Origin of the sequence: Limnohabitans sp. TEGF004 (assembly GCF_027924965.1) — a bacterium.
GTDB lineage: Bacteria > Pseudomonadota > Gammaproteobacteria > Burkholderiales > Burkholderiaceae_C > Limnohabitans.
This window is the reverse complement of the sequence record NZ_AP027056.1, coordinates 2483414-2509318: the sequence shown is the minus strand read 5'-3', so window position 1 is coordinate 2509318 and position 25905 is coordinate 2483414. Positions and strand designations below refer to the sequence as shown.

29 protein-coding genes are annotated in these 25905 nt (G+C 57.9%); 20 read left to right on the top strand and 9 right to left on the bottom strand.

Annotation, left to right across the window (positions count from 1 at the left end; genetic code table 11):
- Position 1: 1 nt before the first annotated feature.
- Positions 2-1540 (bottom strand): D-alanyl-D-alanine carboxypeptidase/D-alanyl-D-alanine-endopeptidase, encoded by a 1539-nt coding sequence (gene dacB, locus LINBF2_RS12315; protein WP_281889252.1) that lies wholly within the window; start codon positions 1538-1540, stop codon positions 2-4.
- 32 nt (positions 1541-1572) lie between these two features.
- Between dacB and tsaB the strand changes: the two genes are divergently transcribed.
- The 3 genes from tsaB to LINBF2_RS12300 are packed head-to-tail and all read left to right on the top strand — an operon-like array spanning position 1573 to position 3848.
- Entirely contained in the window at positions 1573-2400 is an 828-nt protein-coding gene (gene tsaB, locus LINBF2_RS12310; RefSeq protein ID WP_281889250.1) for a tRNA (adenosine(37)-N6)-threonylcarbamoyltransferase complex dimerization subunit type 1 TsaB, read from the top strand.
- A 27-nt stretch (positions 2401-2427) separates the two neighbouring features.
- Positions 2428-2892, top strand: coding sequence for a ribosomal protein S18-alanine N-acetyltransferase (gene rimI / locus LINBF2_RS12305; RefSeq protein ID WP_104800445.1), 465 nt, complete (start codon positions 2428-2430; stop codon positions 2890-2892).
- 11 nt (positions 2893-2903) lie between these two features.
- Positions 2904-3848 carry a uracil-DNA glycosylase gene (locus tag LINBF2_RS12300; RefSeq protein WP_281889248.1) on the top strand — a complete coding sequence of 315 codons (945 nt, stop codon included), beginning with the start codon at positions 2904-2906 and terminating at the stop codon, positions 3846-3848.
- Here LINBF2_RS12300 and LINBF2_RS12295 read toward each other — a convergent pair.
- Positions 3832-4740 carry an EamA family transporter gene (locus tag LINBF2_RS12295; RefSeq protein ID WP_281889246.1) on the bottom strand — a complete coding sequence of 303 codons (909 nt, stop codon included), beginning with the start codon at positions 4738-4740 and terminating at the stop codon, positions 3832-3834. The two genes, LINBF2_RS12300 and LINBF2_RS12295, sit on opposite strands and share 17 nt — an antisense overlap.
- Before the next feature lie 23 nt (positions 4741-4763).
- Between LINBF2_RS12295 and pyrF the strand changes: the two genes are divergently transcribed.
- Positions 4764-5606: an orotidine-5'-phosphate decarboxylase gene (gene pyrF / locus LINBF2_RS12290; RefSeq protein WP_281889244.1), complete on the top strand. Its 843-nt coding sequence runs from the start codon at positions 4764-4766 to the stop codon at positions 5604-5606.
- 3 nt (positions 5607-5609) lie between these two features.
- On the opposite strand, the gene LINBF2_RS12285 is transcribed toward pyrF, so the two are convergent.
- Together LINBF2_RS12285 and LINBF2_RS12280 are read right to left on the bottom strand one after the other, a co-directional pair.
- Complete coding sequence (locus LINBF2_RS12285; protein WP_281889242.1) at positions 5610-6230, bottom strand: CYTH domain-containing protein; 621 nt, start codon at positions 6228-6230, stop codon at positions 5610-5612.
- 25 nt (positions 6231-6255) lie between these two features.
- Positions 6256-6705, bottom strand: coding sequence for a glutaredoxin (locus LINBF2_RS12280; protein ID WP_281889240.1), 450 nt, complete (start codon positions 6703-6705; stop codon positions 6256-6258).
- Positions 6706-6731: 26 nt separating this feature from the next.
- Here LINBF2_RS12280 and LINBF2_RS12275 point away from each other — a divergent pair, with 26 nt between their 5' ends.
- Positions 6732-7202: a peptidylprolyl isomerase gene (locus LINBF2_RS12275; protein ID WP_281889238.1), complete on the top strand. Its 471-nt coding sequence runs from the start codon at positions 6732-6734 to the stop codon at positions 7200-7202.
- Between the two features lie 2 nt (positions 7203-7204).
- Here LINBF2_RS12275 and uvrA read toward each other — a convergent pair whose 3' ends face one another.
- Positions 7205-10180: an excinuclease ABC subunit UvrA gene (gene uvrA, locus LINBF2_RS12270; protein ID WP_281891338.1), complete on the bottom strand. Its 2976-nt coding sequence runs from the start codon at positions 10178-10180 to the stop codon at positions 7205-7207.
- A gap of 187 nt (positions 10181-10367) precedes the next feature.
- Between uvrA and LINBF2_RS12265 the strand changes: the two genes are divergently transcribed.
- The 3 genes from LINBF2_RS12265 to LINBF2_RS12255 all read left to right on the top strand — a co-directional run bounded on the left by LINBF2_RS12265 (position 10368) and on the right by LINBF2_RS12255 (position 12533).
- Complete coding sequence (locus LINBF2_RS12265; RefSeq protein ID WP_281891337.1) at positions 10368-11555, top strand: MFS transporter; 1188 nt, start codon at positions 10368-10370, stop codon at positions 11553-11555.
- A 27-nt stretch (positions 11556-11582) separates the two neighbouring features.
- Positions 11583-12080, top strand: coding sequence for a single-stranded DNA-binding protein (gene ssb / locus LINBF2_RS12260; RefSeq protein ID WP_281889236.1), 498 nt, complete (start codon positions 11583-11585; stop codon positions 12078-12080).
- A 198-nt stretch (positions 12081-12278) separates the two neighbouring features.
- A complete protein-coding gene (locus LINBF2_RS12255; protein WP_281889234.1) occupies positions 12279-12533 on the top strand; it encodes a hypothetical protein in 255 nt (84 codons plus the stop codon).
- Positions 12534-12575: 42 nt separating this feature from the next.
- On the opposite strand, the gene mnmA is transcribed toward LINBF2_RS12255, so the two are convergent.
- Together mnmA and LINBF2_RS12245 are read right to left on the bottom strand one after the other, a co-directional pair.
- The gene (gene mnmA, locus LINBF2_RS12250) at positions 12576-13703 is read right to left on the bottom strand and encodes a tRNA 2-thiouridine(34) synthase MnmA (protein WP_281889232.1); all 1128 of its coding nucleotides are present in this window, start codon (positions 13701-13703) and stop codon (positions 12576-12578) included.
- A 7-nt stretch (positions 13704-13710) separates the two neighbouring features.
- Positions 13711-14211, bottom strand: a complete 501-nt coding sequence (locus LINBF2_RS12245; RefSeq protein ID WP_281889230.1) for an NUDIX hydrolase — start codon at positions 14209-14211, stop codon at positions 13711-13713.
- A gap of 104 nt (positions 14212-14315) precedes the next feature.
- On the opposite strand from LINBF2_RS12245, the gene LINBF2_RS12240 reads away from it, so the two are divergent.
- From LINBF2_RS12240 to LINBF2_RS12220, 5 genes are read left to right on the top strand one after another with little or no spacing between them, the layout of a single operon-like run.
- Positions 14316-15446, top strand: a complete 1131-nt coding sequence (locus tag LINBF2_RS12240) for a Re/Si-specific NAD(P)(+) transhydrogenase subunit alpha (protein WP_104800455.1) — start codon at positions 14316-14318, stop codon at positions 15444-15446.
- 19 nt (positions 15447-15465) lie between these two features.
- Positions 15466-15789: an NAD(P) transhydrogenase subunit alpha gene (locus LINBF2_RS12235; protein WP_108283800.1), complete on the top strand. Its 324-nt coding sequence runs from the start codon at positions 15466-15468 to the stop codon at positions 15787-15789.
- Complete coding sequence (locus tag LINBF2_RS12230) at positions 15786-17285, top strand: NAD(P)(+) transhydrogenase (Re/Si-specific) subunit beta (RefSeq protein WP_104800457.1); 1500 nt, start codon at positions 15786-15788, stop codon at positions 17283-17285. Before LINBF2_RS12235 ends, LINBF2_RS12230 begins: the two co-directional genes overlap by 4 nt.
- Positions 17282-18970, top strand: coding sequence for a long-chain-fatty-acid--CoA ligase (locus LINBF2_RS12225; protein WP_281889225.1), 1689 nt, complete (start codon positions 17282-17284; stop codon positions 18968-18970). The genes LINBF2_RS12230 and LINBF2_RS12225 overlap by 4 nt, the downstream gene beginning before the upstream one ends.
- Positions 18967-19725 carry a 5'-methylthioadenosine/adenosylhomocysteine nucleosidase gene (locus LINBF2_RS12220; RefSeq protein ID WP_281889223.1) on the top strand — a complete coding sequence of 253 codons (759 nt, stop codon included), beginning with the start codon at positions 18967-18969 and terminating at the stop codon, positions 19723-19725. Before LINBF2_RS12225 ends, LINBF2_RS12220 begins: the two co-directional genes overlap by 4 nt.
- Here LINBF2_RS12220 and corA read toward each other — a convergent pair whose 3' ends face one another.
- A complete protein-coding gene (corA, locus tag LINBF2_RS12215) occupies positions 19726-20712 on the bottom strand; it encodes a magnesium/cobalt transporter CorA (RefSeq protein ID WP_281889221.1) in 987 nt (328 codons plus the stop codon). It lies immediately after the preceding gene.
- Between the two features lie 278 nt (positions 20713-20990).
- Here corA and raiA point away from each other — a divergent pair, with 278 nt between their 5' ends.
- The 3 genes from raiA to hprK all read left to right on the top strand — a co-directional run bounded on the left by raiA (position 20991) and on the right by hprK (position 22819).
- Positions 20991-21320, top strand: a complete 330-nt coding sequence (raiA, locus tag LINBF2_RS12210) for a ribosome-associated translation inhibitor RaiA (protein WP_104800461.1) — start codon at positions 20991-20993, stop codon at positions 21318-21320.
- 90 nt (positions 21321-21410) lie between these two features.
- A complete protein-coding gene (locus LINBF2_RS12205) occupies positions 21411-21875 on the top strand; it encodes a PTS sugar transporter subunit IIA (RefSeq protein ID WP_104800462.1) in 465 nt (154 codons plus the stop codon).
- On the top strand, positions 21872-22819 hold the full coding sequence (gene hprK, locus LINBF2_RS12200) for an HPr(Ser) kinase/phosphatase (RefSeq protein ID WP_104800463.1): 948 nt from the start codon (positions 21872-21874) through the stop codon (positions 22817-22819). Before LINBF2_RS12205 ends, hprK begins: the two co-directional genes overlap by 4 nt.
- Before the next feature lie 3 nt (positions 22820-22822).
- Here hprK and fur read toward each other — a convergent pair whose 3' ends face one another.
- The gene (fur, locus tag LINBF2_RS12195) at positions 22823-23257 is read right to left on the bottom strand and encodes a ferric iron uptake transcriptional regulator (RefSeq protein WP_104800573.1); all 435 of its coding nucleotides are present in this window, start codon (positions 23255-23257) and stop codon (positions 22823-22825) included.
- Between the two features lie 85 nt (positions 23258-23342).
- Here fur and LINBF2_RS12190 point away from each other — a divergent pair, with 85 nt between their 5' ends.
- Genes LINBF2_RS12190 through LINBF2_RS12175 form a run of 4 tightly spaced genes read left to right on the top strand, consistent with a single transcriptional unit; the run spans position 23343 to position 25813 of the window.
- Positions 23343-23888 carry an outer membrane protein assembly factor BamE gene (locus LINBF2_RS12190; RefSeq protein ID WP_281889218.1) on the top strand — a complete coding sequence of 182 codons (546 nt, stop codon included), beginning with the start codon at positions 23343-23345 and terminating at the stop codon, positions 23886-23888.
- A 22-nt stretch (positions 23889-23910) separates the two neighbouring features.
- Positions 23911-24729 (top strand): 4-hydroxy-tetrahydrodipicolinate reductase, encoded by an 819-nt coding sequence (gene dapB / locus LINBF2_RS12185; protein ID WP_281889216.1) that lies wholly within the window; start codon positions 23911-23913, stop codon positions 24727-24729.
- Between the two features lie 5 nt (positions 24730-24734).
- Positions 24735-25361, top strand: coding sequence for a MotA/TolQ/ExbB proton channel family protein (locus tag LINBF2_RS12180; protein ID WP_104800466.1), 627 nt, complete (start codon positions 24735-24737; stop codon positions 25359-25361).
- Positions 25361-25813, top strand: a complete 453-nt coding sequence (locus LINBF2_RS12175; RefSeq protein WP_281889213.1) for a biopolymer transporter ExbD — start codon at positions 25361-25363, stop codon at positions 25811-25813. The genes LINBF2_RS12180 and LINBF2_RS12175 overlap by 1 nt, the downstream gene beginning before the upstream one ends.
- Positions 25814-25905 lie beyond the last annotated feature (92 nt).

Sequence of the window (25905 nt, the reverse complement as noted above, 5' to 3'; positions counted from 1 at the left end):
ATCAGGGCTGCTTGCCCGCCCAGTCAATGATTGCGTCTAATGCTGGGCGTGCTGCATTGGCATTGGCGTGATGAAGGATAGCCACCACCACGAGTCGTTTACCACTGGCTGTGTCTACAAATCCAGCTACACCGGCCACATCGCGCAAGCTGCCGGTTTTTAAATGCGCACTGGCTTGTGCTTTGCTGCGTTTCATCGTGCCGTCTAAGCCGGTGACGGGCAGCGAGCTCATCAGCTCAGACATATGGGGCGAGGCCCATGCCACTTGTAGCAAGCGTGCGAGGGCTTGTGCACTGATGCGTTCTTCACGGCTCAGGCCAGAGCCGTTGTCAAAGGTGGGCACTTCGCCGCCAACGCGCTCGCGCCACCAGCGCTGCATCACATCGCGTGAAGCATCAAAGCTGCCCACGCCGCGTTGTTGTTGGCTGAGTGTGAGGAACACATGCTGAGCCATCACGTTGTTGCTGTACTTGTTGATGTCGCGGATGGTCTCGGCCAAGGTGGCCGATTCAATATTGAAGGTAGGCTGCAAGTTGCCGGGAATGCTGCCATCACGCACTTGGCCGCTGAGGTGTCCGCCGAGTTGTTGCCACATGCCCGCGATGGCGCGGGGTGCAAATTGCTGAGGTGCGGCATAGGCGATGGGCCACATCTTTTCGCCACACACAGCGGGGTAGTTGCCGGAAAAGCGGATGCGTGTGGCGTCGCTCCAATCGGCGCGCAAGGCGCTGCGGTAGTCGCTGCAATCACCGTTGCTCAATGGCACGGTGGCTGGGAATTGCACACCGGCCAGTGGTGGTTCGATTTGCACACGCGCCACATTGGCGGCACGGTCGGGTACAAACTGAATGAGCAGTGATTTGAAGTTGAGCAGCAGCGCATCAGGCGCGGCGTTGTAGGGGCGCAGGGGTTCACCGTCAAAACTGGCGGTGTCACGTGCGGGCACATCAAATGCACTGCGATCGAGCACGATGTCTCCCTGAATTTTTTGAATGCCCAAGCCTTGGATGCGGCGCATCAACAGCCACAAACGCTCCACCACCAAGCGTGGGTCGCCGCTGCCCTTGATGTAGATATTGCCGTGCAACACGCCGTCGCGCACAGAGCCATCCACATACACGGGCGTGCGCCACACAAAGGCGGGGCCGAGCGTATTAAGCGCGGCGGTGGTGGTGGCTAGCTTCATCAGCGAAGCAGGGTTCACGCGCTCTTGGGCTTGGTGGCTCAGGCGTGGCGTGCTGCCCGTGTGTGTGTCGATCACCATCACATGGAAGTTGTCGCTCGGCACTTTGGCGCGTTGCAGCGCGGCTTGCACTTCGGGCGGTAGTTGGCCAATGTCGCCTGCGGTGTGCTTGGGTGGCTCGCTGCGCACGGCTTTGGAACTGGGGGCTGCGTGGGCCGTTAGAGCTGTGGCGCACATCATGGCAACCATGAATGAAACCATGAACGCATGGGCCAAAGGCGAGCGCACAAAGTGCCATCGCGCAGGATGGATGCGGGGTGTGAGCGGGTGCAAAGAGGGCATGTGCGAGCAGGTCATGGGCAAATTATCACGGCTGGGATAATCAGCGGATGCACACCAACCAGTGGCTGGCTTTAGAGACCAGCACCGACACTCTTTCTCTTGCGGTCGCACGCGGCACGCAGACATGGACGCACACCAGCGCAGGCGGTGCGCTCACGTCCACGCACATGATTCCGCAAACCTTGGCACTCTTGAAAGAAGCGGGTTTGGCATTGACCGATTTGCAAGCCGTGGTGTTTGGCCGTGGGCCGGGCGCGTTCACGGGCTTGCGTACGGCGTGCTCGGTGGCGCAGGGTTTGGCTTTCGGCGCTGACTTGCTCGTGTTGCCGATTGATACTCTGTTGGCTGTGGCCGAAGAGGCCCGTGCGGCCAATGCTTCAACAGGCCCTGCACCCGTGACGCGCGTGCTGGCTGTCATGGATGCGCGCATGGAGCAGGTGTATGTGGCGGCGTACGAATTCACGCCAAACGCCAGCGATGCGGCAGACGGCACAAACCTCATGCAAGGCACTTGGCGATGTGTGCAGCCGCCCGAGCTGCACGGCCCGGAATCTTTGCATTGGCCCGCTGATTGGGCGCAAGACAGCTTCATTGCCGCAGGCAATGCGTGGCCCGTATACGCAGGCCGTTGGCCCACCGCATTCACGGCAGTTCAAGTGATGGCCTTGCCCGCCGCCGCCGCGCTGCTGCGCCTTGCTCCCGCTGCATGGGCCGCAGGTGCTGCCGTACCTCCTGAAGAAGCGCTGCCGCTTTACATCCGCGACAAAGTGGCGCAGACCACCGATGAGCGCATGCAAATCAAAGCGCAACAAGCTGAACAAGCCGCGCAAGCCAACGAAGCCAATAAAACTGCTTCACCGACAATCACGCCCTAACTTTTCATAGCCACATCCACCCACGCCATGAGTGCTGTTTTGAAACCCGAAGTACGCCTAGAGCCGCTGACCGAAGCGCTGCTTGACGACGTGCTGCGCATCGAAAACAGCGCTTACGCCCACCCGTGGACGCGGGGCAACTTTGCGGACTCGCTCAAGTCGGGCTACCAGTTGCTGGCGCTGATGGGCGGCGACACCTTGATTGGTTACTTTGTGGCCATGGAGGGCGTGGAAGAAGTGCATTTGCTCAACATCACCGTCGCGCCCGAGTTTCAGGCTCAAGGCTACGGCGTGCTCATGCTTGATGCCTTGTCAGTCTGGGCACGTGGCCGCCAAGCCGAATGGTTATGGCTAGAAGTCCGCGTGGGTAACACCCGCGCCATGCAGGTGTACGAGCGCTATGGTTATCGCCGCGTGGGCGAACGCAAAAACTATTACCCCGCCGACCACGGCCAACGCGAGCACGCGGTGGTCATGTCGCTCAAGCTGTAAGCTACTCACCCATGACCGACACCTTGCACCTCGACAAACGCCAACGCGCCATGCTGGCCGAGATGGGCGTGCGCGTGTGGTCGCCCATGTCTGAGGCCGCCGTCATGGGCGCGCCTGCCGTGGAAACCTTGGTGGTGGACACATCTGCTTCTGCACCCGCTGACGTGGTGATGCAAGCCCATGCAGAAGAAGCGCACAGCTTTGCCGCTGCCAGTGAGTTGGCCACACAAGCCATTGCCAATGCAGCGGGTTATGAAACCGCAGCGCGACAAATGCCCGCGCCAGTGGCAAAGACAGAACCAGCACCCATCATCATCCAACGCCCCGAAGGCATTGACCAAATGGATTGGTCATCCTTGCACAGCACCGTGTCGGGCTGCCAAGCTTGCACCTTGTGCGGCTCGCGTCAAAACACTGTGTTTGGTGTGGGCGCACCTGCACCCGAAGGCGAAACGCCGCAAGTGGATTGGCTCATCGTGGGCGAAACCCCGGGCGAAGAAGAAGATCGCCAAGGAGAGCCGTTTGTGGGCCAAGCCGGCAAGCTGCTCGACAACATGTTGGGCGCGATGAAGCTGTCACGCACGGGCGAACGCACCGCAGAGGGCGGCGGCGTGTACATCGCTAACGTGCTCAAGTGTCGGCCCCCCGGTAACCGCAACCCCAAGCCCGAAGAAGTGGCGCAGTGCTTGCCTTACCTTGAGCGCCAAGTGGCGTTGCTGAAACCCAAAATGATTTTGGCCATGGGCCGCTTTGCGGTGCAAGCCTTGTTGCGCGACAGCGTGCCCGAGCTAGAAGGCACGCCTTACGGCAAGCTGCGTGGGCGCGTGTATCAGTACCAAGGCGTGCCGGTGGTGGTGACCTATCACCCCAACTACGTGCTGCGTAACTTGCCGGAGAAGGCCAAGGTTTGGGCAGACCTTTGTTTGGCCATGGCGCACCTCAAGGGTTCTGAGTAGACCTCGCTGGCCACAGCACTGACGCAATGGCCACCACCATCAGCACCACGGCGGTCCAGTCTTGCCAGTGCAGCACTTCACCCAATAGCCACGCCCCTGTGAACACGCCCAGCACGGGAATGAACATCACGCTCAAAGTAGATGCCACAGGCGGCAGCCCACGTGCCAGTGTCAGCCAAGCGGCCTGCGCAAAAGCAAACACGCCCAGCGCGTTGTAAAGAATCGCCCACTGCGTGCTCTCGGCAGGCATTTGCCAGCGGTCTTGCTCAAACACACAGGCCAGCACCGTCAGCAATACCGTGGTCATGCTCGTCATCCAAAACGCAATGGTCAGCGTGGGCACGGCCATCGGTGTGTGGCGCAGGCGCTGCGTGCCATAGGCCCAAGTGGATGCAGCCACCAACACCATCAGCACACCCACAGGTTGGCCCGACAAGTGGCTGAGTTCATTCCACAGCAGCAGCAACACGCCAATGCCTGCGGCTATCACGCCCAACCATTGGCGCGCACGCAGCGGTGCGTTGAACCAAATCACGCCCCAAATGGCCGAGAAGATGGGCATGGTGTAGCCCAAGATCGCCGCACGCCCACTCGACAACATGGGCAGTGCCAAGATCACCAGTACGTGCCAAATAAACATGTTGAACACAGCCAGCGTGAACAGCTCGCGCCAGTGGCTGCGCGGAATGCGAAACGGAATTTTCATCAGCACCAGTGCGAGGCCCAGCACCGGCAAGCCAATCAACATCGACAAGCTGCGAAACGTGAGCGGTGGAAAACCCGTAACGCCAAACTTCATGATGGGCCAGTTCAAGCCCCACACCAAGGTGAGTGTGATGAGCGTCCAAAGTTGGCGGCGGGTGAGGCTGGGCAGGGCTGACATGGGGTGCATGGTAAGCCTTCTAAAATCACGCCATGACCTTCCTTGAAATGCTCGGCGCCGCAGAGCGCCAAAACAATTCCATGCTCTGCGTGGGCCTTGACCCAGAACCGACCAAGTTCCCAGACCGCATCAAGGGCGACTCGAACAAGATTTACGACTTCTGCGCAGCCATCGTCGATGCCACCGCTGATCTGGTGAATAGCTTCAAACCCCAAATTGCCTACTTTGCAGCGCACCGCGCCGAAGGGCAGTTGGAGCGTTTGATGGAGCACATGCGCCGTGTCGCGCCACATGTGCCGATCATCTTGGATGCCAAGCGCGGCGACATCGGCAGCACCGCCGAGCAATACGCCATCGAAGCCTTCGAGCGCTACGGCGCAGATGCGGTGACCCTCTCGCCCTTCATGGGCTGGGACTCGGTAGCCCCGTATTTGAAGTACCACGGCAAAGGCGCATTCTTGCTGTGCCGCACCTCCAACCCCGGCGGTGACGACCTGCAAAACCAACGCCTCGCGTCTGTCGAAGGTCAGCCTTTGATGTACGAACACATCGCCAAACTCGCCCAAGGCCCTTGGAACCTCAACGGCCAACTTGGCTTGGTGGTGGGTGCAACCTACCCTAAAGAGATTGAACGTGTGCGCGAACTCGCACCCACTGTGCCTTTGTTGATTCCTGGCGTAGGCGCACAAGGCGGCGATGCGGTAGCTACTGTGAAAGCAGGCTTGCGCGTGAGTGGCGACACCACAACCGGCCCCATCATCGTCAACTCATCGCGTGCGATTTTGTATGCGTCCAAGGGTGACGACTTTGCAGAAGCTGCACGTCGCGTGGCTTTGCAAACGCGTGAGACTTTGCAGGCTGCAAAAGCTGCTTAACTATTAGGCTTGAGCGGATTGCGCGAACAGCGCCAATCCGCGCTGTGCTTTGCTGGCGTCAGATGGTGTGAGCGCAGTCACACCGCTGGGTGTTTGGCGCAGCGCATCAGCCAACGCATGCAGGGCCGCCTCGGGCCCACTGAGCAGCTCTAGCTCCAATTCCAAAATATCTTCGCTCAACGCTGTGCCTGGCACGGTGATGTGGCCTTGGTCTAGTGCCACCTCTATGCTGGCGCTGCCGTGCGTCAGCACCCAGCTGTGGCGCTCAAAGTCTGTGCGAAAGAGGGGCTTCAATTGAGTGCGCAAAGCCATCAACGATGCGGCCAATTCAGCGTCATCCACCAATGCTGCAAAGTCCAGCGCGCCGGGCATGGTGGGGGTTTCCCACTCTTGGCGGCGCGACAAACCGTTCTCGCTTTTGCCAGCGGTCTTCACGGTCAGCAACCATTGCTCGCCCGCCAAACGTTCGCGCACAGCCATGCGGCGTTGCTTCAAATCCAAAGTGGGCGTGTCAAAGTAGGTGTTGAGCAGGCGTTGCACTTTGGCAGAAGTTGCCAGCAGCGGATGCGCCAACAATGCGGGTACATCTTGCTGGCGCAGGCTGAGCTTGAGTTCGGTTTCCATGCGGTGTGTCAGCAGATGCAGAGGTTCAGGCAGCTGACGTGGCGAAGCGTTCGCGCAAGTAGGCCACGATGGCCTTCGAGTCTTGCAGCCAACGTGTTTGGCCGTTGGCTTCTGTGATTTTCAAACAAGGCACTTTGGTCGCACCGCTGCCTTGGTGCAGTTCGTCGCGGTTGGCAACGTGGTGTTGCGCATCACGTTTTTCGATGGGCAGCGACAAGCGGCGCATTTCTTGGCGGACCTTGATGCAAAACGGACAGGTGTTGAACTGATACAGCGCCAAGTTTTGGCATTGCATATCAACTGCGGCTTGAGCAGCAGCGTTGCGCTGCACGCCTTTGGGTTGGGTGAGACGCTCTTTGAGCAACATGACAGGGCCCAGCACAAGGCGCAGGGTTTTAAAGAAGGTACGGATGACAGGTTTCATGAGGGTGAATGGTAAGGCTTGATGACGCGCCACCGCAGAGGTCGTAGACAATGACATTTTTCATTCAGAGCCTAGCCATGCAAATCATTCAAGACACGGCCGTCACTATCAAATACCAAGTCACCTCACCCGCAGGCAAGCCTTTGGACTCGGGGCATTTGTCGTATCTGCACGGCGGCTACGAAAACATTTTTCCGAAGGTCGAAGCAGCCCTCAATGGCCAAGCCGTGGGTTTTGCTGTCAAGCTGGATTTGAGCGCCGAAGATGCCTTTGGCGAACGTGACGAATCATTGGTGCGCGTCATCCCTAAGGCGGAGTTTCCACCGGGCGTGAAAGTGGGCGGCCAGTTGCAAGGTGCGGGCGACGATGGCCAGCCGCGCGTGTTCAACGTGATGAAGATCAAAGGCCCCGAAGTGCACCTAGACGGCAACCACGAGTTGGCGGGCCAGGCGCTGCATTTCAGCTGCACCGTGACGGATGTGCGCGCCGCCACGGCTGAAGAAATTGCCCACCGCCATGTGCATGGCACGCATGGGCATCAGCATTGAACTCAGCTGGGTAGCAAGCGTTTCAAGTACTTGCCGGTAAAGCTTGTAGGGTTGGCCGCCAAGTCTTCTGGCGTGCCCACACCCACCACCGTGCCACCACCGCTGCCGCCCTCTGGGCCCATGTCAATCAGCCAGTCGGCGGTTTTGATCACATCCAAGTTGTGCTCGATGATGACGATGGTATTGCCCGCATCGCGCAGGTGTTGCAGTACTTTCAGCAGCAGTGCAATGTCGGCAAAGTGCAGGCCCGTGGTGGGCTCGTCCAAGATGTAAAGCGTGCGGCCTGTGTCGCGTTTGCTCAATTCCAAAGCCAGCTTCACGCGCTGCGCTTCACCACCCGATAGGGTGGTGGCGGCTTGACCGAGTTGCAGGTAAGACAGGCCCACGTCCATCAAGGTTTGCAGCTTGCGGGCAATGTTGGGAACGGCGTTGAAGAACTGCAAAGCGGCCTCCACTGTCAGGTCTAAAACCTGCGCAATGTTTTTGCCCTTGTACATCACCTCCAAGGTTTCGCGGTTGTAGCGCAAGCCGTGGCACACGTCGCAGGGCACATACACGTCGGGCAAGAAGTGCATTTCCACTTTCACCATGCCGTCGCCTTGGCAAGCCTCGCAGCGGCCACCGCCTGAGCCTGCGGCCACGTTGAAGCTGAAGCGCCCTGGGCCGTAGCCACGTTCGCGTGCCATCGGCACTTCGGCCATCAGCTCGCGGATAGGCGTGAAAAGGCCGGTGTACGTGGCGGGGTTGCTGCGAGGTGTGCGGCCAATGGGCGATTGGTCGACGTTGATGACTTTGTCGAAATAGTCGAGGCCCGTAATCTCATCGTGTGCCGCTGGCTCGTCGTGTGCACGGTGAATGGTGTGCGCGGCAGCGGTGTACAACGTGTCGTTGACCAGCGTAGATTTGCCCGAGCCCGACACACCGGTCACGCAGGTGAGCAAGCCCACAGGGAAATCGGCGGTGACGTTTTTCAAGTTGTTGCCACGTGCACCACGGATGCGAATCACTTGGTGTTCCGATGCATCCTTGTGCAGCTTGCGTTGGAACTTCAGCTCTTCGGCTTCCACGGGTAAGAAGGCGTTGCGCTTGGTTGGCACGTCGATGCGCAGCGCTTGCGCCAAGTAGCGGCCCGTCAATGAGTTGGGGTTGGCTTCAATCTCGGCAGGTGTGCCACGCGCCATCACTTGGCCGCCGTGCACGCCCGCGCCTGGGCCCATGTCCACGCAGAAGTCGGCGGCGCGAATCATGTCTTCGTCGTGCTCCACCACCAGCACGCTGTTGCCAATGTCACGCAGGTGTTTGAGGGTGTCGATCAGGCGGTCGTTGTCGCGCTGGTGCAAGCCGATGCTGGGCTCGTCCAACACATACATCACACCGGTCAGGCCCGAGCCAATTTGTGATGCAAGGCGAATGCGTTGTGCTTCGCCACCCGACAGCGTGTCGGCACTGCGGTCGAGGCTGAGGTAGTTCAAGCCCACATCGTTCAAGAATTTCAAGCGTGAGGCAATTTCACGCACCACTTTGTCGGCAATTTCTGCTTTTGCACCTTGCAGTTTGAGCGTGTTGAAGTAGCCAAAGCATTCGCCCAGCGTGGTGTGGCTGATGTCGAAAATACCGCGCATTTGTTCGCCTTCGCCAATGCGCACGTTGCGCGCTTCGCGACGCAGGCGCGTGCCGCCGCAGGATGTACACGCACGTACGCCACGGTAGCGTGAGAGGTCTTCGCGCACCACGGTCGAGTCGGTCTCGCGGTAGCGCCGTTCCATGTTGACCAAGATGCCTTCGAAGGGGTGCTTCTTGCTTAGCTTTTTGCCAGAGCCGTTTTCAAGGCTGTAGTTGAATTTGATTTCTTCTTCGCCCGAGCCATACAACAGCACTTGGCGTGTCTCGGAGCTCAAGTCTTCGAACGGGGTGTCGAGGTCAAACTTGTAATGTTTGGCCAAGCTCTCCAGCAGGGTGAAGTAATGCGCGTTGCGGCGGTCCCAGCCTTTGATGGCGCCGCTGCCCAGGCTGAGTGACGGAAAAGCCACCACGCGAGCGGGGTCGAAATAGTCTTGGTGGCCCAAGCCGTCGCACGAGGGGCAAGCACCCACGGGTGAGTTGAACGAGAACAAGCGGGGCTCGAGCTCGCTGATGGAATACGTGCACTGCGGACAAGAGAACTTGGCGTTGAACGCGTGCTCTACACCCGTGTCCATCTCTAACGCGATGGCGCGGCCTTCGGCCAAGCGCAAGGCGGCTTCAAAGCTCTCGGCCAAACGCTGGCGCAGGCCGGGCGGCGGCGCGGCCACGGCAATGTCGCCAATGCTGGGCGCTGCCACAGGCGCGGGTGCAGCTGGCGCTTCGTGACGCACCTTGATGCGGTCCACTACCACGTCGATGTCGTGCTTCTCGGTTTTCTTCAGCTCGGGCAGCTCGTCGTATTCGTACACCTTGCCCTCGATGCGAAAGCGCACATAGCCCTGCGCTTGCAGCTGCGTGAAGATTTCGCTGTACTCGCCCTTGCGGTTGCGCGCGATGGGCGCGAGCAGCATGAGCTTGGTGTCTTCGGGCAGCGCCATGACGGCGTCCACCATTTGCGACACGCTTTGCGCTTGCAGTGCCAAGTTGTGGTCAGGGCAGTAGGGCGTGCCCGCGCGGGCAAACAGCAAGCGCAGGTAGTCGTGAATTTCGGTCACCGTGCCCACGGTGGAGCGGGGGTTGTGGCTGGTGGCTTTTTGCTCAATGCTGATAGCGGGTGACAGGCCCTCAATCAGGTCCACATCAGGCTTGTCCAAGCGGCCCAAAAACTGGCGGGCATAGGCCGAGAGGCTTTCCACATAACGGCGCTGGCCTTCGGCGTACAGCGTGTCAAACGCGAGGCTGGACTTGCCCGAACCCGACAAACCCGTGATCACCACCAGCTGGTTACGCGGAATGTCCAGGTCGATGTTTTTCAGGTTGTGCGTGCGCGCCCCGCGAATGCTGATGTTTCGCATGGCAGAGGGGTGGTTCAGGGCTTGGCCTAAGTAGGCGCCGTCAGAAGGTGCGTTCACTGGACACTCAAAATAAAAGGGCAACCCGACATGATAGTGGCGGCGGGCTTACTTGGCCAGGAATGCGGGACAATGGCAGGCTGTGACGATCAATCTGACCCCCGACCCCACGCTGGACCAAAGCCCCACCATGACGCGCACAGAGCTACGCGCCAGTGGTTCGCTTGCGTCCATCTTTGCCTTGCGCATGTTGGGCTTGTTTTTGGTGTTGCCTGTGTTTGCGCTGGAAGCACGCAAGTACCCAGGCGGGGACGACCCCGCGCTGATTGGCCTGGCCATGGGCATCTACGGCCTGACGCAAGGCCTGTTGCAAATCCCGTTTGGCATGGCGTCTGACCGCTTGGGCCGCAAGCGGGTGATTATTTTTGGCCTGCTGATTTTTGCTTTGGGCAGCTTGGTGGCTGGCAGTGCCGATACCTTGATGGGCGTGTTGGCGGGTCGTGCGTTGCAAGGCGCGGGCGCTGTGTCTGCCGCCGTGACCGCTTTGTTGGCCGACCTGACCCGCGATGTGGTGCGCACCAAAGCCATGGCTTTGGTGGGCGCAAGCATTGGGCTGATGTTTGCCTTGTCGCTAGTAGTGTCGCCCGTGATTGCGGCGCACATTGGTTTGTCGGGCTTGTTTGTGTTGACGGCGGTGCTGGCGCTGCTGGGCACGGCGGTGGTGGTGTGGGGCGTGCCGGCGGAACCCGTGGCGCACAAAGACGCCGCCCGTGGCGGTCTGCGCCAAGTGCTGTCTAGCCCCGCACTGCTGCGCCTGAACATTGGCGTGTTTGTGTTGCACGCGGTGCAGTTGGCCATGTGGGTGGCGATTCCTGCCTTCTTGGTACAAGCCAGTTTGGGCAAGGACGACCACTGGCAAATTTATTTACCAGCCGTGCTGGGCTCGTTCGTCTTGATGGGCGCTGTGTTTCCGCTAGAGCGCCGTGGCTATTTACGCGCCGTGTTTTTAAGCGCCATTGCTTTGATTGCCTTGGTGCAAGTGGCGCTGCTGTGGGTGTCGTCTGGCGCGCCCAGCGTGATGTGCTTGGCTTGGTTGTTGTTTGCGTTCTTTTGCGGCTTCAATGTGCTGGAAGCGACGCAGCCCAGTTTGGTATCGCGCATTGCGCCTGCGTCGTCGCGGGGCGCGGCCATGGGCGTGTACAACACGCTGCAATCGTTGGGCTTTTTCGCGGGTGGCGTGATGGGCGGTCAGCTTGTCAAAAGCTACGGCACACAAGGCCTGTTTTTAACTTGCGCGGCACTCATGGTGCTGTGGCTGGTGGTAGCTTGGCCCATGGTCGCGCCCAAGCGTCCAGTCCATTCCGCAAAGACTACATAATTAGCCCCTATCTGGAGGAATTTACCCATGGCATCCGTTAACAAAGTCATCCTCGTCGGCAACTGCGGCCGCGACCCCGAAGTGCGCTACCTGCCCAGCGGCCAAGCCGTGGCCAACGTGAGCGTGGCGACATCGAGCCGCCGCAAAGACAAAAACAGCGGCGAGATGATTGAAGACACCCAGTGGCACCGCGTCACGTTTTATGACCGTTTGGCTGAAATCGCTGGCGAATACGTCAAAAAAGGCCGTCCTATCTACGTGGAAGGCCGCTTGAAATACGGCGTGTACACCGACAAAACCACAGGCGTGGAAAAAAACACCGTGGACATCATTGCGACTGAGTTGCAACTCTTGGGCGGCCGTGAAGGCATGGGCGGCCCCAGCGGTGGTGGCGAAGAAGGCGGCGGTGGCTACAGCCGCCCAGCGGCAGCGCCTCGCGCTACAGCGCCTGCTGCGCAACGCCCAGCGGCCCCTGCGCCTGCTAAGGGTGGGTTTGACGACATGGACGACGACATTCCGTTCTGATGGGGCAACGCAACTTGCAGCTAAAACCGACTCGCGAAAGCCAGTCGGTTTTTTTACGCCGGTGCGCGAGGCGTAACGAAGTGGGTGCAAAAACGTTGACCTAAATAATTAAATATTTGCGTCAACAGTTGTGTGTCGGACGCCGTTGTTTGATCACTCCGATGTTGGAGTTGTTCAAAACCTCAAAGGAAATTTTGTATGAACAAGTTGATTGCCTCTTTGATCGTTGGTGCTTTCTCTGCTGCCGCGTTCGCAACCTCACCCGTTGCACCAGTGGCAACACCTGCAACCGCCGCACCTGCTGTGGCCGCTGCAACTGCTAAGGCAGAAGCTGCGCCAGCGGCTAAAGCCGAAGCCAAAAAAGTAGTGAAAGAAAAAGCCGCTGTGGTGAAGGCTGATGCCACTAAGAAAGTAGAAGCCAAAGTGCCTGCTGCTGCAGCCGTCATCAAGTAAAGCCAACTCGGCTAATACGCGGCTGATAAGGCCGCGGGTAACTCAGGCAGGGGTTGCGTTCAGCGCTGCAGCGCTGGCAATGACCCCGCCGCCCATACACACCTCACCGTCATACAACACAGCCGATTGGCCAGGTGTGACGGCCCACTGAGGATCATCAAAGGCGAGCACGAGCTCGCCTTCGTCGTTGTAGCTCAGCTCGCACGGTGCATCGGCTTGGCGGTAGCGGGTTTTGGCGGCGTAGCGGCCGGGCGCTGGCTGATGCGGGGCGCACCAGCTCAGGTCGTCGGCATGCAGCGAGCCGTAAAGCAACCAAGGGTGGTCGTGGCCTTGCACCACATACAAGGTGTTGGTCGCCATGTCTTTGCGGGCCACAAACCACGGTTGGTGTTCACCGCCGCCGCGCTGCGCACCCTTTTCCTTCAGGCCGCCAATGCCTAAGCCTTGGCGTTGGCCAAGCGTGTAAAAACTCAAGCCCACATGCGTGCCAATTTTGCGGCCGCGTTCGTCTTTGATAGGGCCAGGTTCATTGGCGATGTAGCGGTTCAAGAACTCACGGAAAGGGCGCTCCCCAATAAAGCAAATGCCAGTCGAGTCTTTTTTCTTGGCGTTGGGCAAGCCAATGTCATCTGCAATGCGGCGCACTTCGGTTTTGTGCAGTTCACCCACGGGGAACAAGGTTTTGGACAATTGCGCTTGGTTCAAGCGGTGCAAAAAGTAGCTTTGGTCTTTGCTCGGGTCCAAGCCTTTGAGCAGTTGAAATTCGCCACCCACTTCGCGCACACGGCAATAGTGGCCGGTGGCAATTTTTTCAGCGCCTAGGCGTATGGCGTGGTCTAAGAACGCTTTGAACTTGATTTCAGCGTTGCACAAAATATCGGGGTTGGGCGTACGGCCGCCTTGGTATTCGCGCAGAAATTCAGCGAACACGCGGTCTTTGTATTCGGCGGCAAAGTTGACGTGTTCAATCTCAATGCCAATCACATCAGCCACGGCGGCAGCGTCTACGAAGTCGATGTTGGACGAGCAGTATTCGCTGTCGTCATCGTCTTCCCAGTTTTTCATAAAGATGCCGACGACGTCGTAGCCTTGCTGCTTCAATAGGTAGGCGCTGACGGCGGAGTCAACCCCACCGCTTAAGCCCACCACCACACGTTTGTTATTTGCCATACGGCAATTATCTCTTTGCAGGCTGCAACACGCTGGGGTCGGTGTAAATCAAATCCATCGGAAAGCGTTGACCGGCCAAGTGATCTTCCATGCAGCGCAACACCAGCGGGCTGCGCAGGCGGTGCACATTGGCGCGAATTTCATCTGGCGTCATCCATAGCGTGCGCACGATGCCTTTGTCCAGCTTGGCGCCCGGCACTTGTTCTCCCAGTTCGCCGCAAAACGCGAGGCGAAAGTAGGTCACATCTTCGGCGGCACGGCCTTCTCGGGCTGGACGTAACAGCCGCGAGATGTAGATGCCCACCATGTCTGTGGGTTTGAAGGTGTAGGTGGTTTCTTCCAGCGCTTCACGTGCGCAGCCGTCTTCAGGCGACTCGCCCGGATCGAGGTGACCTGCGGGGTTGTTGAGGCGTAAACCTTCGGGTGTGTGTTCTTCGATGAGGAGGTAACGACCCTCGCGCTCAATGATGGCGGCGACGGTGACACTGGGCTTCCAACGTTTATTCATTCGCTCATTATCTTTCGGGTAAGTCCGACTCATTGATATAGTGATTCTGGTGTAACCTTTCAGCGTTCTGACACGCTTGAACTTTTCTATTAGGAGCCCTGCCCATGTTGATTGGCGTACCCGTTGAGCTTGCCGCCGGAGAAGCCCGTGTGGCGGTGACGCCAGAGACGGCTAAAAAATTGATTGCCCAAGGGCACGCCGTGCGTGTGCAGTCAGGCGCGGGTGTTGCCGCCAGCGTGCCAGACGAGGCCTACGCAGCGGTGGGGGCTGAGTTAGTCAATGCCTCCACGGCATGGGGCTCAGATTTGGTGCTCAAGGTGCGAGCGCCAGAAGCGGCCGAGGCCTCGAGCATCAAAGCAGGCAGTACGGTGGTAGGCATGTTGGAGCCCTTCAATGCAGAAGGTTTGCAACGCTTAGCCACTGCGGGCGCCACAGGTTTTGCGCTTGAAGCTGCACCTCGCACCACACGTGCACAAAGCATGGACGTGCTCTCTAGTCAAGCCAACATCGCGGGCTACAAAGCCGTCATGCTGGCGGCAGACAAATACCAACGTTTCTTCCCCATGTTGATGACAGCGGCGGGCACGGTCAAGGCCGCACGCGTGGTCATCCTCGGTGTGGGCGTGGCGGGCTTGCAAGCCATTGCCACCGCCAAACGTTTGGGCGCGGTGATTGAAGCCACCGATGTGCGCCCCAGCGTGAAAGAGCAAGTGGAGTCACTCGGTGCGAAGTTCATCGACGTGCCGTTTGAAAGCCAAGACGAAAAAGATGCCGCCGAAGGCGTGGGCGGTTATGCCCGTCCTATGCCACAAAGCTGGCTCGACCGACAAAAGGTGGAAGTGGCCAAGCGCGTGGCGTTGGCCGACATCGTTATCACCACGGCTTTGATTCCGGGGCGTGCCGCGCCAGTGCTGGTCACCGAAGACATGGTCAAAGCCATGAAGCCAGGCGCAGTCATCATTGACATCGCCGCAGGCAAAGGCGCCGATGGCGTGGGCGGCAATTGCCCACTCACCGAAGCAGGTAAGACCGTCATGAAGCATGGCGTGACGATTGTGGGTGAGACCAATTTGCCCGCCTTGGTCGCAGCAGATGCGAGTGCGCTGTATGCCCGCAACGTGCTCGACTTCCTAAAACTCGTCATCAACAAAGAAGGCGCGTTGCACATCGACCTAGAAGATGACATCGTGGCCGCCTGTCTTGTCACCCGCGATGGCGCGGTGGTGAAGAAATAAAAACGAGGAATATCAAAACATGGATGCAGTTTCCCCCACCCTCGTCAACCTGATTATTTTTGTGCTCGCCATTTACGTGGGCTATCACGTGGTGTGGACGGTGACGCCTGCGCTGCACACGCCGTTGATGGCTGTGACCAACGCCATCTCTGCCATCGTCATCGTGGGTGCCATGCTCGCAGCTGCGATGACCGAAACCACGTTGGGCAAAACCATGGGCGTGCTCGCAGTGGCCTTGGCTGCGGTCAACGTGTTTGGCGGCTTCATGGTCACGCGCCGCATGTTGGAAATGTTCAGAAAAAAAGACAAGCCTGCTAAAGCAGCAGCAGGAGACAAAGCATGAACATGGACTTTGTTTCAATGAATCTCGTCACCCTGATGTACTTGGTGGCCAGTGTGTGTTTCATTCAAGCGCTCAAAGGTTTAAGCCATCCCACCACATCGATTCGCGGCAACGTGTTTGGCATGACGGGCATGACGATTGCCGTTTTGACGACGGCTGCTTTGATTGTGAAGTTGTCGGGCTCCAGTATGGGTATGGGCTGGGTTTTGGCGGGCCTCGTGGTCGGCGGCGGCGCTGGCACGATCATGGCGCAACGCGTTGAAATGACCAAGATGCCTGAGCTGGTGGCCTTCATGCACAGCATGATTGGTTTGGCGGCGGTGTTCATAGGTGTGGCCGCCGTGGCAGAGCCTTGGGCCTTTGGCATCACGGCTGCGCCTCAAGAGGTGGTGACCAAGGTGCAAACCGCATCTGGCATGGTCATCACTGAAATGATGCAGCGCTTCCCCATCCCCGCGGGTAACCGTTTGGAGTTGTTCCTCGGTGCGGCGATTGGTGCCATCACCTTCAGTGGCTCCGTGATTGCGTTTGGCAAGCTCTCAGGTAAATACAAATTCCGTTTGTTCCAAGGCACGCCCGTGAGCTTTACGGGGCAACACATGCTCAACCTGGTGTTGGGTTTGGTTACCGTTGGATTGGGTTTGATGTTTGTCGCGACTGAGAGCTGGACTGCTTTCTTCGCCATGCTTGCGCTGTCGTTTGTGATGGGCGTGCTCATCATCATTCCGATTGGTGGTGCAGACATGCCGGTGGTGGTGTCCATGCTCAACAGCTATTCGGGCTGGGCGGCAGCGGGCATTGGCTTCTCGCTCAACAACAGCATGCTCATCATTGCGGGCTCGTTGGTGGGTAGCTCGGGCGCGATTCTGAGTTACATCATGTGTAAGGCGATGAACCGCTCGTTCTTCAGCGTCATCTTGGGTGGCTTTGGTGCAGAGGCAGTCACGGCAGTCGCCGGTGCGCAAGAACAACGTCCTGTGAAGAGTGGCAGCGCCGATGACGCAGCCTACATTTTGGCCAATGCCGAGTCCGTGGTGATCGTGCCTGGCTATGGTTTGGCGGTGGCGCGTGCGCAGCATGCGGTGAATGAGTTGGCCGAGAAGCTGATGCACAAAGGCATCAGCGTGAAGTATGCGATTCACCCTGTCGCAGGCCGTATGCCCGGCCACATGAACGTGCTGCTGGCTGAGGCCGAAGTGCCCTACGACCAAGTGTTTGAGATGGAAGACATCAACGGCGAATTTGGCCAAGTGGATGTGGCCATCGTTTTAGGTGCGAACGACGTGGTGAACCCCGCCGCGTTGGAGAAAGGCAGCTCAATTTACGGCATGCCGATTTTGGAGGCTTACAAAGCCAAGACCGTGATCGTGAACAAACGCTCCATGGCTTCGGGCTATGCGGGCTTAGACAACGAATTGTTTTATATGGACAAGACCATGATGGTGTTTGGAGATGCCAAGAAAGTGGTTGAAGATATGGTGAAAGCGATCGAATGAACTCCACAATGAAACCTTGGCTAAGCGCCTACCCAGAGGGCGTGCCTGCAGAAATTGACACCACCGCGTACAGCTCGTTGGTGGACTTGATGCAAGAAAGCTTTCGCCTATACGGCGATCGCACCGCTTTCAGTTTCTTGGGTAAGGGGCTGACCTACAAAGAACTTGACCGTTTGAGCCAAGTGTTTGCCGCCTATTTGCAAAGTCTAGGTCTGGTATTTGGTGACCGTGTGGCCATCATGTTGCCCAATGTGCTGCAGTACCCCATTGCTGTAGCGGCCGTGTTGCGTGCGGGTTTTGTGGTGGTCAACATCAACCCGCTTTACACGGCTCGTGAGTTAGAGGCTCAGCTCAAAGACTCAGATGCCAAAGCCATCGTGGTCCTCGAGAACTTCGGCGCGACTTTGCAAGAGTGCCTGGCCCGTACCCCTGTGAAGCATGTGGTGTTGTGCGCGATGGGCGATCGCCTAGGTTTGCTCAAAGGCATGGTGGTCAACCATGTGGTGCGCAAAGTTAAAAAAATGGTGCCTGCATTTGAGTTGCCCACCGCCGTTCGATTCAATGATGCGTTGGCGGTCGGCGAGGGTTGCACGTTGACGTCCCCTGAGATCCATGGCGATGACTTGGCGGTGTTGCAATACACCGGCGGCACCACCGGCGTAGCGAAAGGTGCGGAGCTATTGCATCGCAATGTAATGGCCAATATGTTGCAAGCGTCGGCGTGGTTTCAGCCTGCACTCAAACGGATTCCGTCTCACGAGATTCCGACCTTTATTTGCCCGCTGCCGCTGTATCACATCTTCGCGTTCACGCTCAACATCATGGCGTGTATGCGCATGGGCGGGTGCTCGGTGCTCATCCCCAACCCGCGTGATTTGCCCGCGGTGTTCAAAGAGATCAGCAAGCATCGCTTCCATGTCTTCCCTGCGGTGAATACTTTGTTCAACGCCTTGGCCAACCACCCCGATTTCAACAAAGTGGATTGGTCGCATTTGGTGGTGTCCGTTGGCGGCGGCATGGCCGTGCAAGGTCCGGTTGCCAAGTTGTGGCTTGAGAAAACAGGTTGTCCTATTTGCGAAGCCTATGGTTTGTCTGAAACCAGCCCTGCCGCGAGTGGTAACCCCGTGACCAACAAAGCCTTCAATGGCTCGATTGGTGTGCCGATGCCCAGCACCGACATGAAGATCATCGACGATGAGGGCAACGAAGCACCGATTGGAACGCCCGGTGAGATTGCCATTCGTGGGCCGCAAGTGATGGCCGGTTATTGGCAGCGTCCCGACGAAACCGCCCGTGTGATGACCGCCGATGGTTTCTTCAAATCGGGCGATGTGGGGGTGATGGACGAACGCGGGTTCTTCCGCATCGTGGACCGCAAGAAAGACATGATCTTGGTGAGTGGTTTCAACGTCTATCCCAATGAGGTGGAAGAGGTGGTAGCCGGTTTGTCTGGTGTCATGGAGTGTGCAGTGATTGGCATTCCCGACGAACGTTCAGGCGAAGCAGTCAAGCTGGTGGTGGTCAAGAAAGACCCCGCATTGACCGAAACGCAAGTGTTGGAACATTGCCGTCACAACCTCACTGGCTACAAGATGCCTCGCGTGGTGGAGTTCCGTACCGAGTTGCCTAAAACGCCTGTTGGCAAAGTGCTGCGCCGCGAACTGCGCGACAAAAACCCAGCATGAGTCGCATCGCGCTGGTCAGCGCCATGCACGAAGAGCTGGCCGCTGTGCTGGCTCGCATGCCCGACGAGCAAAAAACGGTTGTTGCTGGTCGTGAGTTTTGGGTGGGGCATTGGCATGGCCACGAGGTGGTGGCCGTGCTCTCTCGCATCGGCAAGGTGGCCGCAGCCACCACCGCTACAACCCTGATTGAACGTTTCGGCGTGAGCCGCATGGTCTTTACCGGCGTGGCGGGTGGCTTAGCGCCACAGGTTAATGTCGGCGATGTGGTGGTGGCGCGTGCGTTCATTCAGCATGACATGGATGCATCGCCTTTGTTCCCGCGCCACGAAGTACCGTTGACGGGCATGACGCGTTTTTTGGCTGACCCCATGTTGAGCGATGCTTTGGCTACCGCGGCGCCTTTGGCCCTGCAAGACATGCTGAAGACATTGCCTACATCCCAGTGGCTCAACTTAGATTTACCCAACGCCCAAGTGCACCAAGGCTTGATTGCCAGTGGCGACCGCTTTGTGTCGAAAACTAGTGAAAGCCAAGCCTTACAGCGTGAGCTCCCCGATGCATTGGCGGTGGAGATGGAGTGCGCTGCCATGGCGCAGGTCTGCCACGACTACGGTGTGCCCTTGGCGGCGGTACGCACCATTTCAGACCGCGCCGATGATGCGGCGCATGTCGACTTTCCGCGTTTCATTCAAAGCATCGCCAGTCGCTACAGCGTGGCGGTGCTGGATCGCTTGCTGTCTTCGCTTGCGGTTTGACTATTTGAGCCAACCGCGTTTGCGGAAGTACCACATGGGCACCAAGGCGCTGGCAATCATCAAGGCTAGGGCGTAGGGGTAGCCCCAGGTCTTGTCGAGCTCGGGCATGAATTGGAAGTTCATGCCGTAGATGCTGGCAATCAAGGTGGGCGGCAGCAAGGCCACGCTGGCCACCGAGAAGATCTTGATGATCTTGTTCTGGTTGATGTTGATGAAACCTACGGTCGCGTCCATCAAGAAGTTGATCTTGTCGAACAAGAAAGCTGTGTGGTTATCGAGTGATTCAATGTCACGCAAGATTTGACGGGCTTCTTCAAACTGGTCAGCGTTGAGCATGCGCGAGCGCATCATGAAGCTCACGGCGCGGCGGGTGTCCATCACGTTGCGGCGAATGCGACCGTTCAAGTCTTCCTGACGGGCGATGGCGCCCAGCACGTCACCGGCCAATTCGTCGGTCACATCTTCGGACAGCACCAGCTTGCCCGCTTTCTCGAGCTGGTCGTAAATGCCTTCGAGGGTGTCGGCTGAGTATTCGGCGTCGGCGTCAAACAGTTTGAGCAAAACGTCTTTGTCGTCCTCAATCAAACCAGGTGCCCGGCGGGCGCGCATGCGCAGCAGGCGGAACACGGGCACGTCTTCATCGTGAATCGAGAACAACACGCCACGGCTGCGCAGCGAGGCGTTGTTTTGGTTCAAGATGAATGCCACGCGCACGGTGCGGGGTTCGTCTTCGTCTGCAATCAAAAAGTCGCTGCGGATGTGAAGTTCGCCGTTGTCTTCTTCGTAGAACCGGGCAGATTCCTCGATGTCCTCGTCCATTGCATCTTCGGGAATGGACAGTTCGTAGTACTGCTTGATCCAGCGTTTTTCCTCAAGCGTGGGCGCTTCGAGGTCAACCCAGATGGGTTGGAATTTGGAGAGTTCTTCCAGCGATTCGATCTCTTCTTGGAAGAGACGACCGTTGGCCAGCGTGAAGATGTTGAGCATGGCAGTCCTTGCGCGTGGGGCACAGAAATTCGAAAGGTAAAAAATGCAGCTTTCGAATTTGCGTGGCGCTTGGAAGGCCTAATGCAATCCGAAAGCTACCGACTAGGGTAGGTTTCCAAGGAGATAGCTCCGCTGTTGATATGCATCAGATTATCGCACTGCCTCAGCCTAGCCTAAGGGTTTCCCGTAGTGCGTTTTTAAATGGATTTTGAGCTGAACCCATTGCCTTTTTTCAAACAGGGGCGCATAGTGAAAGCGCTAACTCAATGGAGGTTTTTATGAACTTGACGATCAGTGGACACCATCTGGAAGTAACCCCCGCCTTGCGCACCTATGTGACAGGCAAACTAGACCGCATTACCCGACATTTTGATCAGGTGGTTGACGTGAAGGTGCTGCTCAGCATTGAAAACCAAACAGAAAAAGAACGTCGCCAAAAGGCTGAATGTAATATTCATGTCAAAGGCAGCGACATGTTTGCCGAAAGTGCGCATGAAGACATGTATGCAGCCGTGGACGAATTGGTTGATAAATTAGACCGCCAAGTGGTTCGGCACAAAGACCGCCTTCAAAATCACCACCATGAGAGCCCCAAGCGTCTGATGTGATCTTTTGAAAGCTTCTCAAAACCGCCGGAATCCGGCGGTTTTGTCGTTTCTGACCTTGTTATTTTGAGGGTGCATAATCTGCGCTCAACCATGAACCGCCTAGCTTCCATTCTTCCTGCTGCACAAGTTCTTGTGCAAGTCGAGGTCACCAGTAAAAAGCGCGCCTTTGAAGAGGCGGGCTTGTTGTTTGAGGGCCTGCATGGCCTCAACCGCGCGTTGGTGGCTGAGAGCTTGTTTGCGCGTGAGCGTTTGGGCTCTACTGGTTTAGGACATGGTGTAGCGATTCCGCATGGCCGTATCAAAGGCTTGAAGTCGCCCATGGCGGCTGTATTCCAGCTTGAAAAAGCAATTGGCTTTGATGCGCCAGACGAGCAACCTGTGAGCTTGTTGATCTTTTTGTTGGTGCCTGAAGCATCCACACAAAAGCATTTGGAAATCTTGTCGGAGATTGCCGAGTTGCTTAGCGATACGGGCTTGCGCGAAAAAATCAAAACCTGTGGTGATGCGGAGGAACTCCACCGCATCATCTCGACCTGGAACGCGGTGCAGCCGTGAGGCCTTCCGTCATCAGCGCGGATGTGCTGTTCGAAGCCTTTCGCGGCCGACTGCGCTGGGAATGGATTGCTGGCTTAGGCGCCTCCGAGCGTCATTTTGACGAAGTTGCCGTGCGCAGCGCCCGCTCAGGTGCAGACTTGGTGGGCTACCTCAACTACATCCATCCCTACCGCGTGCAAGTGATGGGCGAGCGCGAAGCCAATTACGTGAGCAAGGCTACGCCCGAAGATTGCGCGCGTCGCATTGCACGCATCGTCACCTTGGAACCCCCTATGTTGGTGTTGGCCGATGGCCAGCAACCTTCCGAGGCGTTGGTGTCCATGTGTGAGCGGGCGCAGATCCCCTTGTTTGCGACGCACGAATCTGCCGCGTTTGTCATTGACTTGCTGCGCGCTTATTTGTCCAAGCACTTCGCCGATCGCACCACCATGCACGGCGTGTTCATGGACATTTTGGGCTTGGGTGTGATGATCACCGGCGAGTCTGGCTTAGGCAAAAGCGAGCTGGGCTTAGAGTTGATTTCACGTGGCAACGGCTTGGTGGCCGACGATGCGGTCGATTTGTACCGCATCAACCAAACCACCATCGAAGGCCGCTGCCCCGAGTTGCTGCAAAACTTGCTGGAAGTGCGCGGCATTGGTTTGCTCGACATCCGTGCCATCTTTGGCGAAACCGCTGTACGCCGCAAGATGCGCCTGAAACTCATCGTGCATTTGGTACGCAAAGAAACCCTAGAGCGCGACTACGAGCGCTTACCCCACGAGCCCCTCACCCAAGACGTACTGGGCGTGCCCGTGCGCAAGGTGGTGATTCAAGTGGTGGCGGGCCGAAACATCGCGGTGTTGGTGGAAGCGGCAGTGCGCAACTCAATTTTGCAGTTGCGTGGTGTCGACACTTACCAAGAATTCATTGCGCGCCATCAGCGCGCCATGTCGCAAGGCTAAGCCTTACTTGCCCGCGGGGCGGTGTTCGCAGTTCTTTTTCACGCAGTGGGCATACAGACTGAGTGCATGGTCTGCAATCTCAAACCCATGGCGCTTGGCCACTTTGACCTGCAGAGATTCGATTTCTTCGTCGTGAAACTCTTCCACGCGCCCGCAGTCTAGGCACACCAAATGGTCGTGGTGTTCGCCTTCATTGAGTTCATACACCGCACGCTCGCTCTCAAAGTGGCTGCGTTTCAAAATGTCGGCCTGCTCAAACTGCATCAACACGCGGTAGACCGTGGCAATGCCAATGTCCATGTTTTGCAGCAGCAAATGGCGATACACATCTTCTGCCGTCATGTGGCGTTGGGTGCCTTGTTGGAAAAGCTCCAAAATTTTCAGGCGAGGCGCGGTGGCCTTGAGGCCAATGCTTTTGAGGTCGTCTGGGTGTGCCATTTTGTCTTTCGCTCGGCAGTGGAAACAGGCCCACCGCTACAATGAATGAATCATAGCCTCAGCGCCTCATTCGGCCTTTCACACCATGTTTGAATCCTGTCGAAATGCCCCAGAATTTTTGCCTCAGCAACGCCGCTTCGTTGTCCTTGCTTGCGTGGTCGCGGGCCTAGGGCTCACGGCTTGTTCGAGCAACCTGATTTACAAGCCCGAGGTCGTGCAAGGCAACTTTGTCTCGCGCGAGCAAGTGCAAGCTTTGCGTGCGGGCATGCCTCGCCAAGCGGTGCGCGATGTGCTGGGTACACCGTTGGTCACCAGCTTGTTTCATGCAGACCGTTGGGACTACGCCTTCACCATCCGTCGCCAAGGTTCTGAGCCACAGCAGCGTCGCTTCAGCGTATTCTTCAAAGGCGATGTGCTGGACCGTATTGAAGGCGATCCATTGCCCACCGAAGCTGAGTTTGCGGCCAAGCTCGACAACCGTCGCCCGCCCACCAAGTTGCCAGAACTCAAAGCCACCGAGGCTGATTTGGCCAAGTTCCCTGCCAAGCCTGCATCTGCTGCAGGCGCCGCTCAGTCTGCCGCACCTGCTGGCCCTGTTTCTTACCCGCCGCTTGAAAACGCGGCTCGTTGATTATTGAAAGCGCCGATACACCATGGCTCAATCTCCTGATATTTTGAAAATTGCTATCGCTGGCGCCAGCGGCCGCATGGGCCACATGCTGATTGAGGCTGTGCGCAACGACCCCACTTGCCAGTTGGCTGGCGCTTTGGATGTGCCCTCTAGCCCCGGCATTGGCAACGATGCCACTGGCTTCTTGGGTCAAGCCAGCGGCGTGAGCATCGAGGCCGATGTGCGCAAAGGCTTGCAAAACAGCCATGTGTTGATTGACTTCACCCGCCCCGAAGGCACGCTGGCACATTTAAAAATTTGCCGCGAGTTGGGCGTAAAGCTCGTCATTGGTACCACCGGATTCACCGACGAACAAAAAGCTGAAATCGCTGAGGCAGCCAAAGACATCGCCATCGTCATGGCGCCCAACATGAGTGTGGGTGTCAACGTGACTTTGAAGCTCTTGCAAATGGCGGCACAAGCCATGCCCACAGGCTACGACATTGAGATCATCGAAGCGCACCACCGCCACAAAGTGGATGCGCCTTCGGGCACCGCTTTGAAAATGGGCGAGGTGATTGCGGATGCCATCGGTCGCGACCTCAAAGACTGCGCCGTGTATGAGCGCTACGGCCACACTGGCGAGCGTGACCCATCAACCATTGGCTTCTCCACCATCCGTGGCGGCGACATTGTGGGCGACCACACCGTGTTGTTCGCTGGCATTGGTGAACGCATTGAAATCACACACAAGTCGTCAAGCCGTGCGACGTACGCGCAAGGCAGCTTGCGTGCCGCGAGCTTCTTGGCAGGCAAAAACAAAGGCTTGTTCGACATGTTTGACGTGTTGAACCTGCGCTGATCGCCATGGAGCTTTTTGCAACCGTGTTTGAAGGCGATGCGCTCAGCATCACGCTGGCCTTGGCTTTGTTGGCCATGTCGGTGGCCAGCTGGACGGTGATTTTTTATAAGGCTTGGTTGCTGCATCGCGTGAGTGCAGATGTGGCCCATGGCAAAGCTGCCTTCTGGCAAGCGCGTGATGTGGCTCAGGCTTTGCAAGCCTTGGCATCTGTCGATCGTTCAGTGGTTTTGCTGCCGCTGGCACAGGCCAACCAGCAGTTGATGCCTGGTACCTTGGGTGCGCAAGGCGATGTATCCGCCCAGCGCACCCGCGTGTTGCGCGATGCTTTGCATGGCGTGTTGCATCGTTTGCAATCGGGTCAAGTGTTGTTAGCCACGGTGGGTTCCACCGCGCCGTTTGTGGGTTTGCTCGGCACCGTGTGGGGCATTTATCACGCGCTCACTGGCATCGCTACCGCAGGTCAGCTGACCATCGAACGTGTGGCTGGCCCCGTGGGCGAGGCCTTGGTCATGACGGCTGCGGGCTTGGCTGTGGCCTTGCCAGCTGTCTTGGCTTTTAACGTGATGGGCCGCGTGATCAACCGCTTGGAGCAAGAGCTGGAAGGCTTTGCCCACGACCTGCGAGAGCTCTGATGGCTTTCGGACGTTTTGAGCGCACACCGGGCCAAACGCCCATGAGCGACATCAACGTCACCCCCTTGGTTGACGTGATGATGGTGTTGTTGGTCATTTTCATCATCACCGCTCCCTTGATGGTCAGTGCCTTGAAGCTTGATTTGCCCAAAACCGAGGGCGCGCAGGCCAGTAACGCACCGCCGCGCTTTGTCAAACTCAGCATCGACGCCAAAGGTGTGGTGTATCTCGACGACAAAGCGACCTCGCTAGATGACCTCAAACGCAGCCTCAACGCCCAAGCCTCCAAGGCCTTGGCTGTCGCGCATGGCGAATTGCCCGAACTCCAGCTGCGCGCCGACGAGCGCGTGCCCTACGGCAAAGTGGTCGAAGTCATGGGTCTCGCCCAGCAAGCGGGCATGAACCGCATTGGCTTTGTGACCGAGCGCAAGCAGCCCGTTTCCGTTCCTTAATTAGCCCCGTCATCACTCGCCGATCGCCGTCGCCTTCGGGATACTGATGAGCCTCAAACCAAGGCCTAAAATCAGTGCATTCTTTGCCTTTG

What these genes read in the sequence shown, in the direction of transcription:
- dacB (WP_281889252.1), bottom strand. Translation starts at nt 1,540, where the DNA reads ATGACCTGCTCGCACATGCCCTCTTTGCACCCGCTCACACCCCGCATC.
- tsaB (WP_281889250.1), top strand. Translation starts at nt 1,573, where the DNA reads ATGCACACCAACCAGTGGCTGGCTTTAGAGACCAGCACCGACACTCTT.
- rimI (WP_104800445.1), top strand. Translation starts at nt 2,428, where the DNA reads ATGAGTGCTGTTTTGAAACCCGAAGTACGCCTAGAGCCGCTGACCGAA.
- LINBF2_RS12300 (WP_281889248.1), top strand. Translation starts at nt 2,904, where the DNA reads ATGACCGACACCTTGCACCTCGACAAACGCCAACGCGCCATGCTGGCC.
- LINBF2_RS12295 (WP_281889246.1), bottom strand. Translation starts at nt 4,740, where the DNA reads ATGCACCCCATGTCAGCCCTGCCCAGCCTCACCCGCCGCCAACTTTGG.
- pyrF (WP_281889244.1), top strand. Translation starts at nt 4,764, where the DNA reads ATGACCTTCCTTGAAATGCTCGGCGCCGCAGAGCGCCAAAACAATTCC.
- LINBF2_RS12285 (WP_281889242.1), bottom strand. Translation starts at nt 6,230, where the DNA reads ATGGAAACCGAACTCAAGCTCAGCCTGCGCCAGCAAGATGTACCCGCA.
- LINBF2_RS12275 (WP_281889238.1), top strand. Translation starts at nt 6,732, where the DNA reads ATGCAAATCATTCAAGACACGGCCGTCACTATCAAATACCAAGTCACC.
- uvrA (WP_281891338.1), bottom strand. Translation starts at nt 10,180, where the DNA reads ATGCGAAACATCAGCATTCGCGGGGCGCGCACGCACAACCTGAAAAAC.
- LINBF2_RS12265 (WP_281891337.1), top strand. Translation starts at nt 10,368, where the DNA reads ATGACGCGCACAGAGCTACGCGCCAGTGGTTCGCTTGCGTCCATCTTT.
- ssb (WP_281889236.1), top strand. Translation starts at nt 11,583, where the DNA reads ATGGCATCCGTTAACAAAGTCATCCTCGTCGGCAACTGCGGCCGCGAC.
- LINBF2_RS12255 (WP_281889234.1), top strand. Translation starts at nt 12,279, where the DNA reads ATGAACAAGTTGATTGCCTCTTTGATCGTTGGTGCTTTCTCTGCTGCC.
- mnmA (WP_281889232.1), bottom strand. Translation starts at nt 13,703, where the DNA reads ATGGCAAATAACAAACGTGTGGTGGTGGGCTTAAGCGGTGGGGTTGAC.
- LINBF2_RS12245 (WP_281889230.1), bottom strand. Translation starts at nt 14,211, where the DNA reads ATGAATAAACGTTGGAAGCCCAGTGTCACCGTCGCCGCCATCATTGAG.
- LINBF2_RS12240 (WP_104800455.1), top strand. Translation starts at nt 14,316, where the DNA reads ATGTTGATTGGCGTACCCGTTGAGCTTGCCGCCGGAGAAGCCCGTGTG.
- LINBF2_RS12235 (WP_108283800.1), top strand. Translation starts at nt 15,466, where the DNA reads ATGGATGCAGTTTCCCCCACCCTCGTCAACCTGATTATTTTTGTGCTC.
- LINBF2_RS12230 (WP_104800457.1), top strand. Translation starts at nt 15,786, where the DNA reads ATGAACATGGACTTTGTTTCAATGAATCTCGTCACCCTGATGTACTTG.
- LINBF2_RS12225 (WP_281889225.1), top strand. Translation starts at nt 17,282, where the DNA reads ATGAACTCCACAATGAAACCTTGGCTAAGCGCCTACCCAGAGGGCGTG.
- LINBF2_RS12220 (WP_281889223.1), top strand. Translation starts at nt 18,967, where the DNA reads ATGAGTCGCATCGCGCTGGTCAGCGCCATGCACGAAGAGCTGGCCGCT.
- corA (WP_281889221.1), bottom strand. Translation starts at nt 20,712, where the DNA reads ATGCTCAACATCTTCACGCTGGCCAACGGTCGTCTCTTCCAAGAAGAG.
- raiA (WP_104800461.1), top strand. Translation starts at nt 20,991, where the DNA reads ATGAACTTGACGATCAGTGGACACCATCTGGAAGTAACCCCCGCCTTG.
- LINBF2_RS12205 (WP_104800462.1), top strand. Translation starts at nt 21,411, where the DNA reads ATGAACCGCCTAGCTTCCATTCTTCCTGCTGCACAAGTTCTTGTGCAA.
- fur (WP_104800573.1), bottom strand. Translation starts at nt 23,257, where the DNA reads ATGGCACACCCAGACGACCTCAAAAGCATTGGCCTCAAGGCCACCGCG.
- LINBF2_RS12190 (WP_281889218.1), top strand. Translation starts at nt 23,343, where the DNA reads ATGTTTGAATCCTGTCGAAATGCCCCAGAATTTTTGCCTCAGCAACGC.
- dapB (WP_281889216.1), top strand. Translation starts at nt 23,911, where the DNA reads ATGGCTCAATCTCCTGATATTTTGAAAATTGCTATCGCTGGCGCCAGC.
- LINBF2_RS12180 (WP_104800466.1), top strand. Translation starts at nt 24,735, where the DNA reads ATGGAGCTTTTTGCAACCGTGTTTGAAGGCGATGCGCTCAGCATCACG.
- LINBF2_RS12175 (WP_281889213.1), top strand. Translation starts at nt 25,361, where the DNA reads ATGGCTTTCGGACGTTTTGAGCGCACACCGGGCCAAACGCCCATGAGC.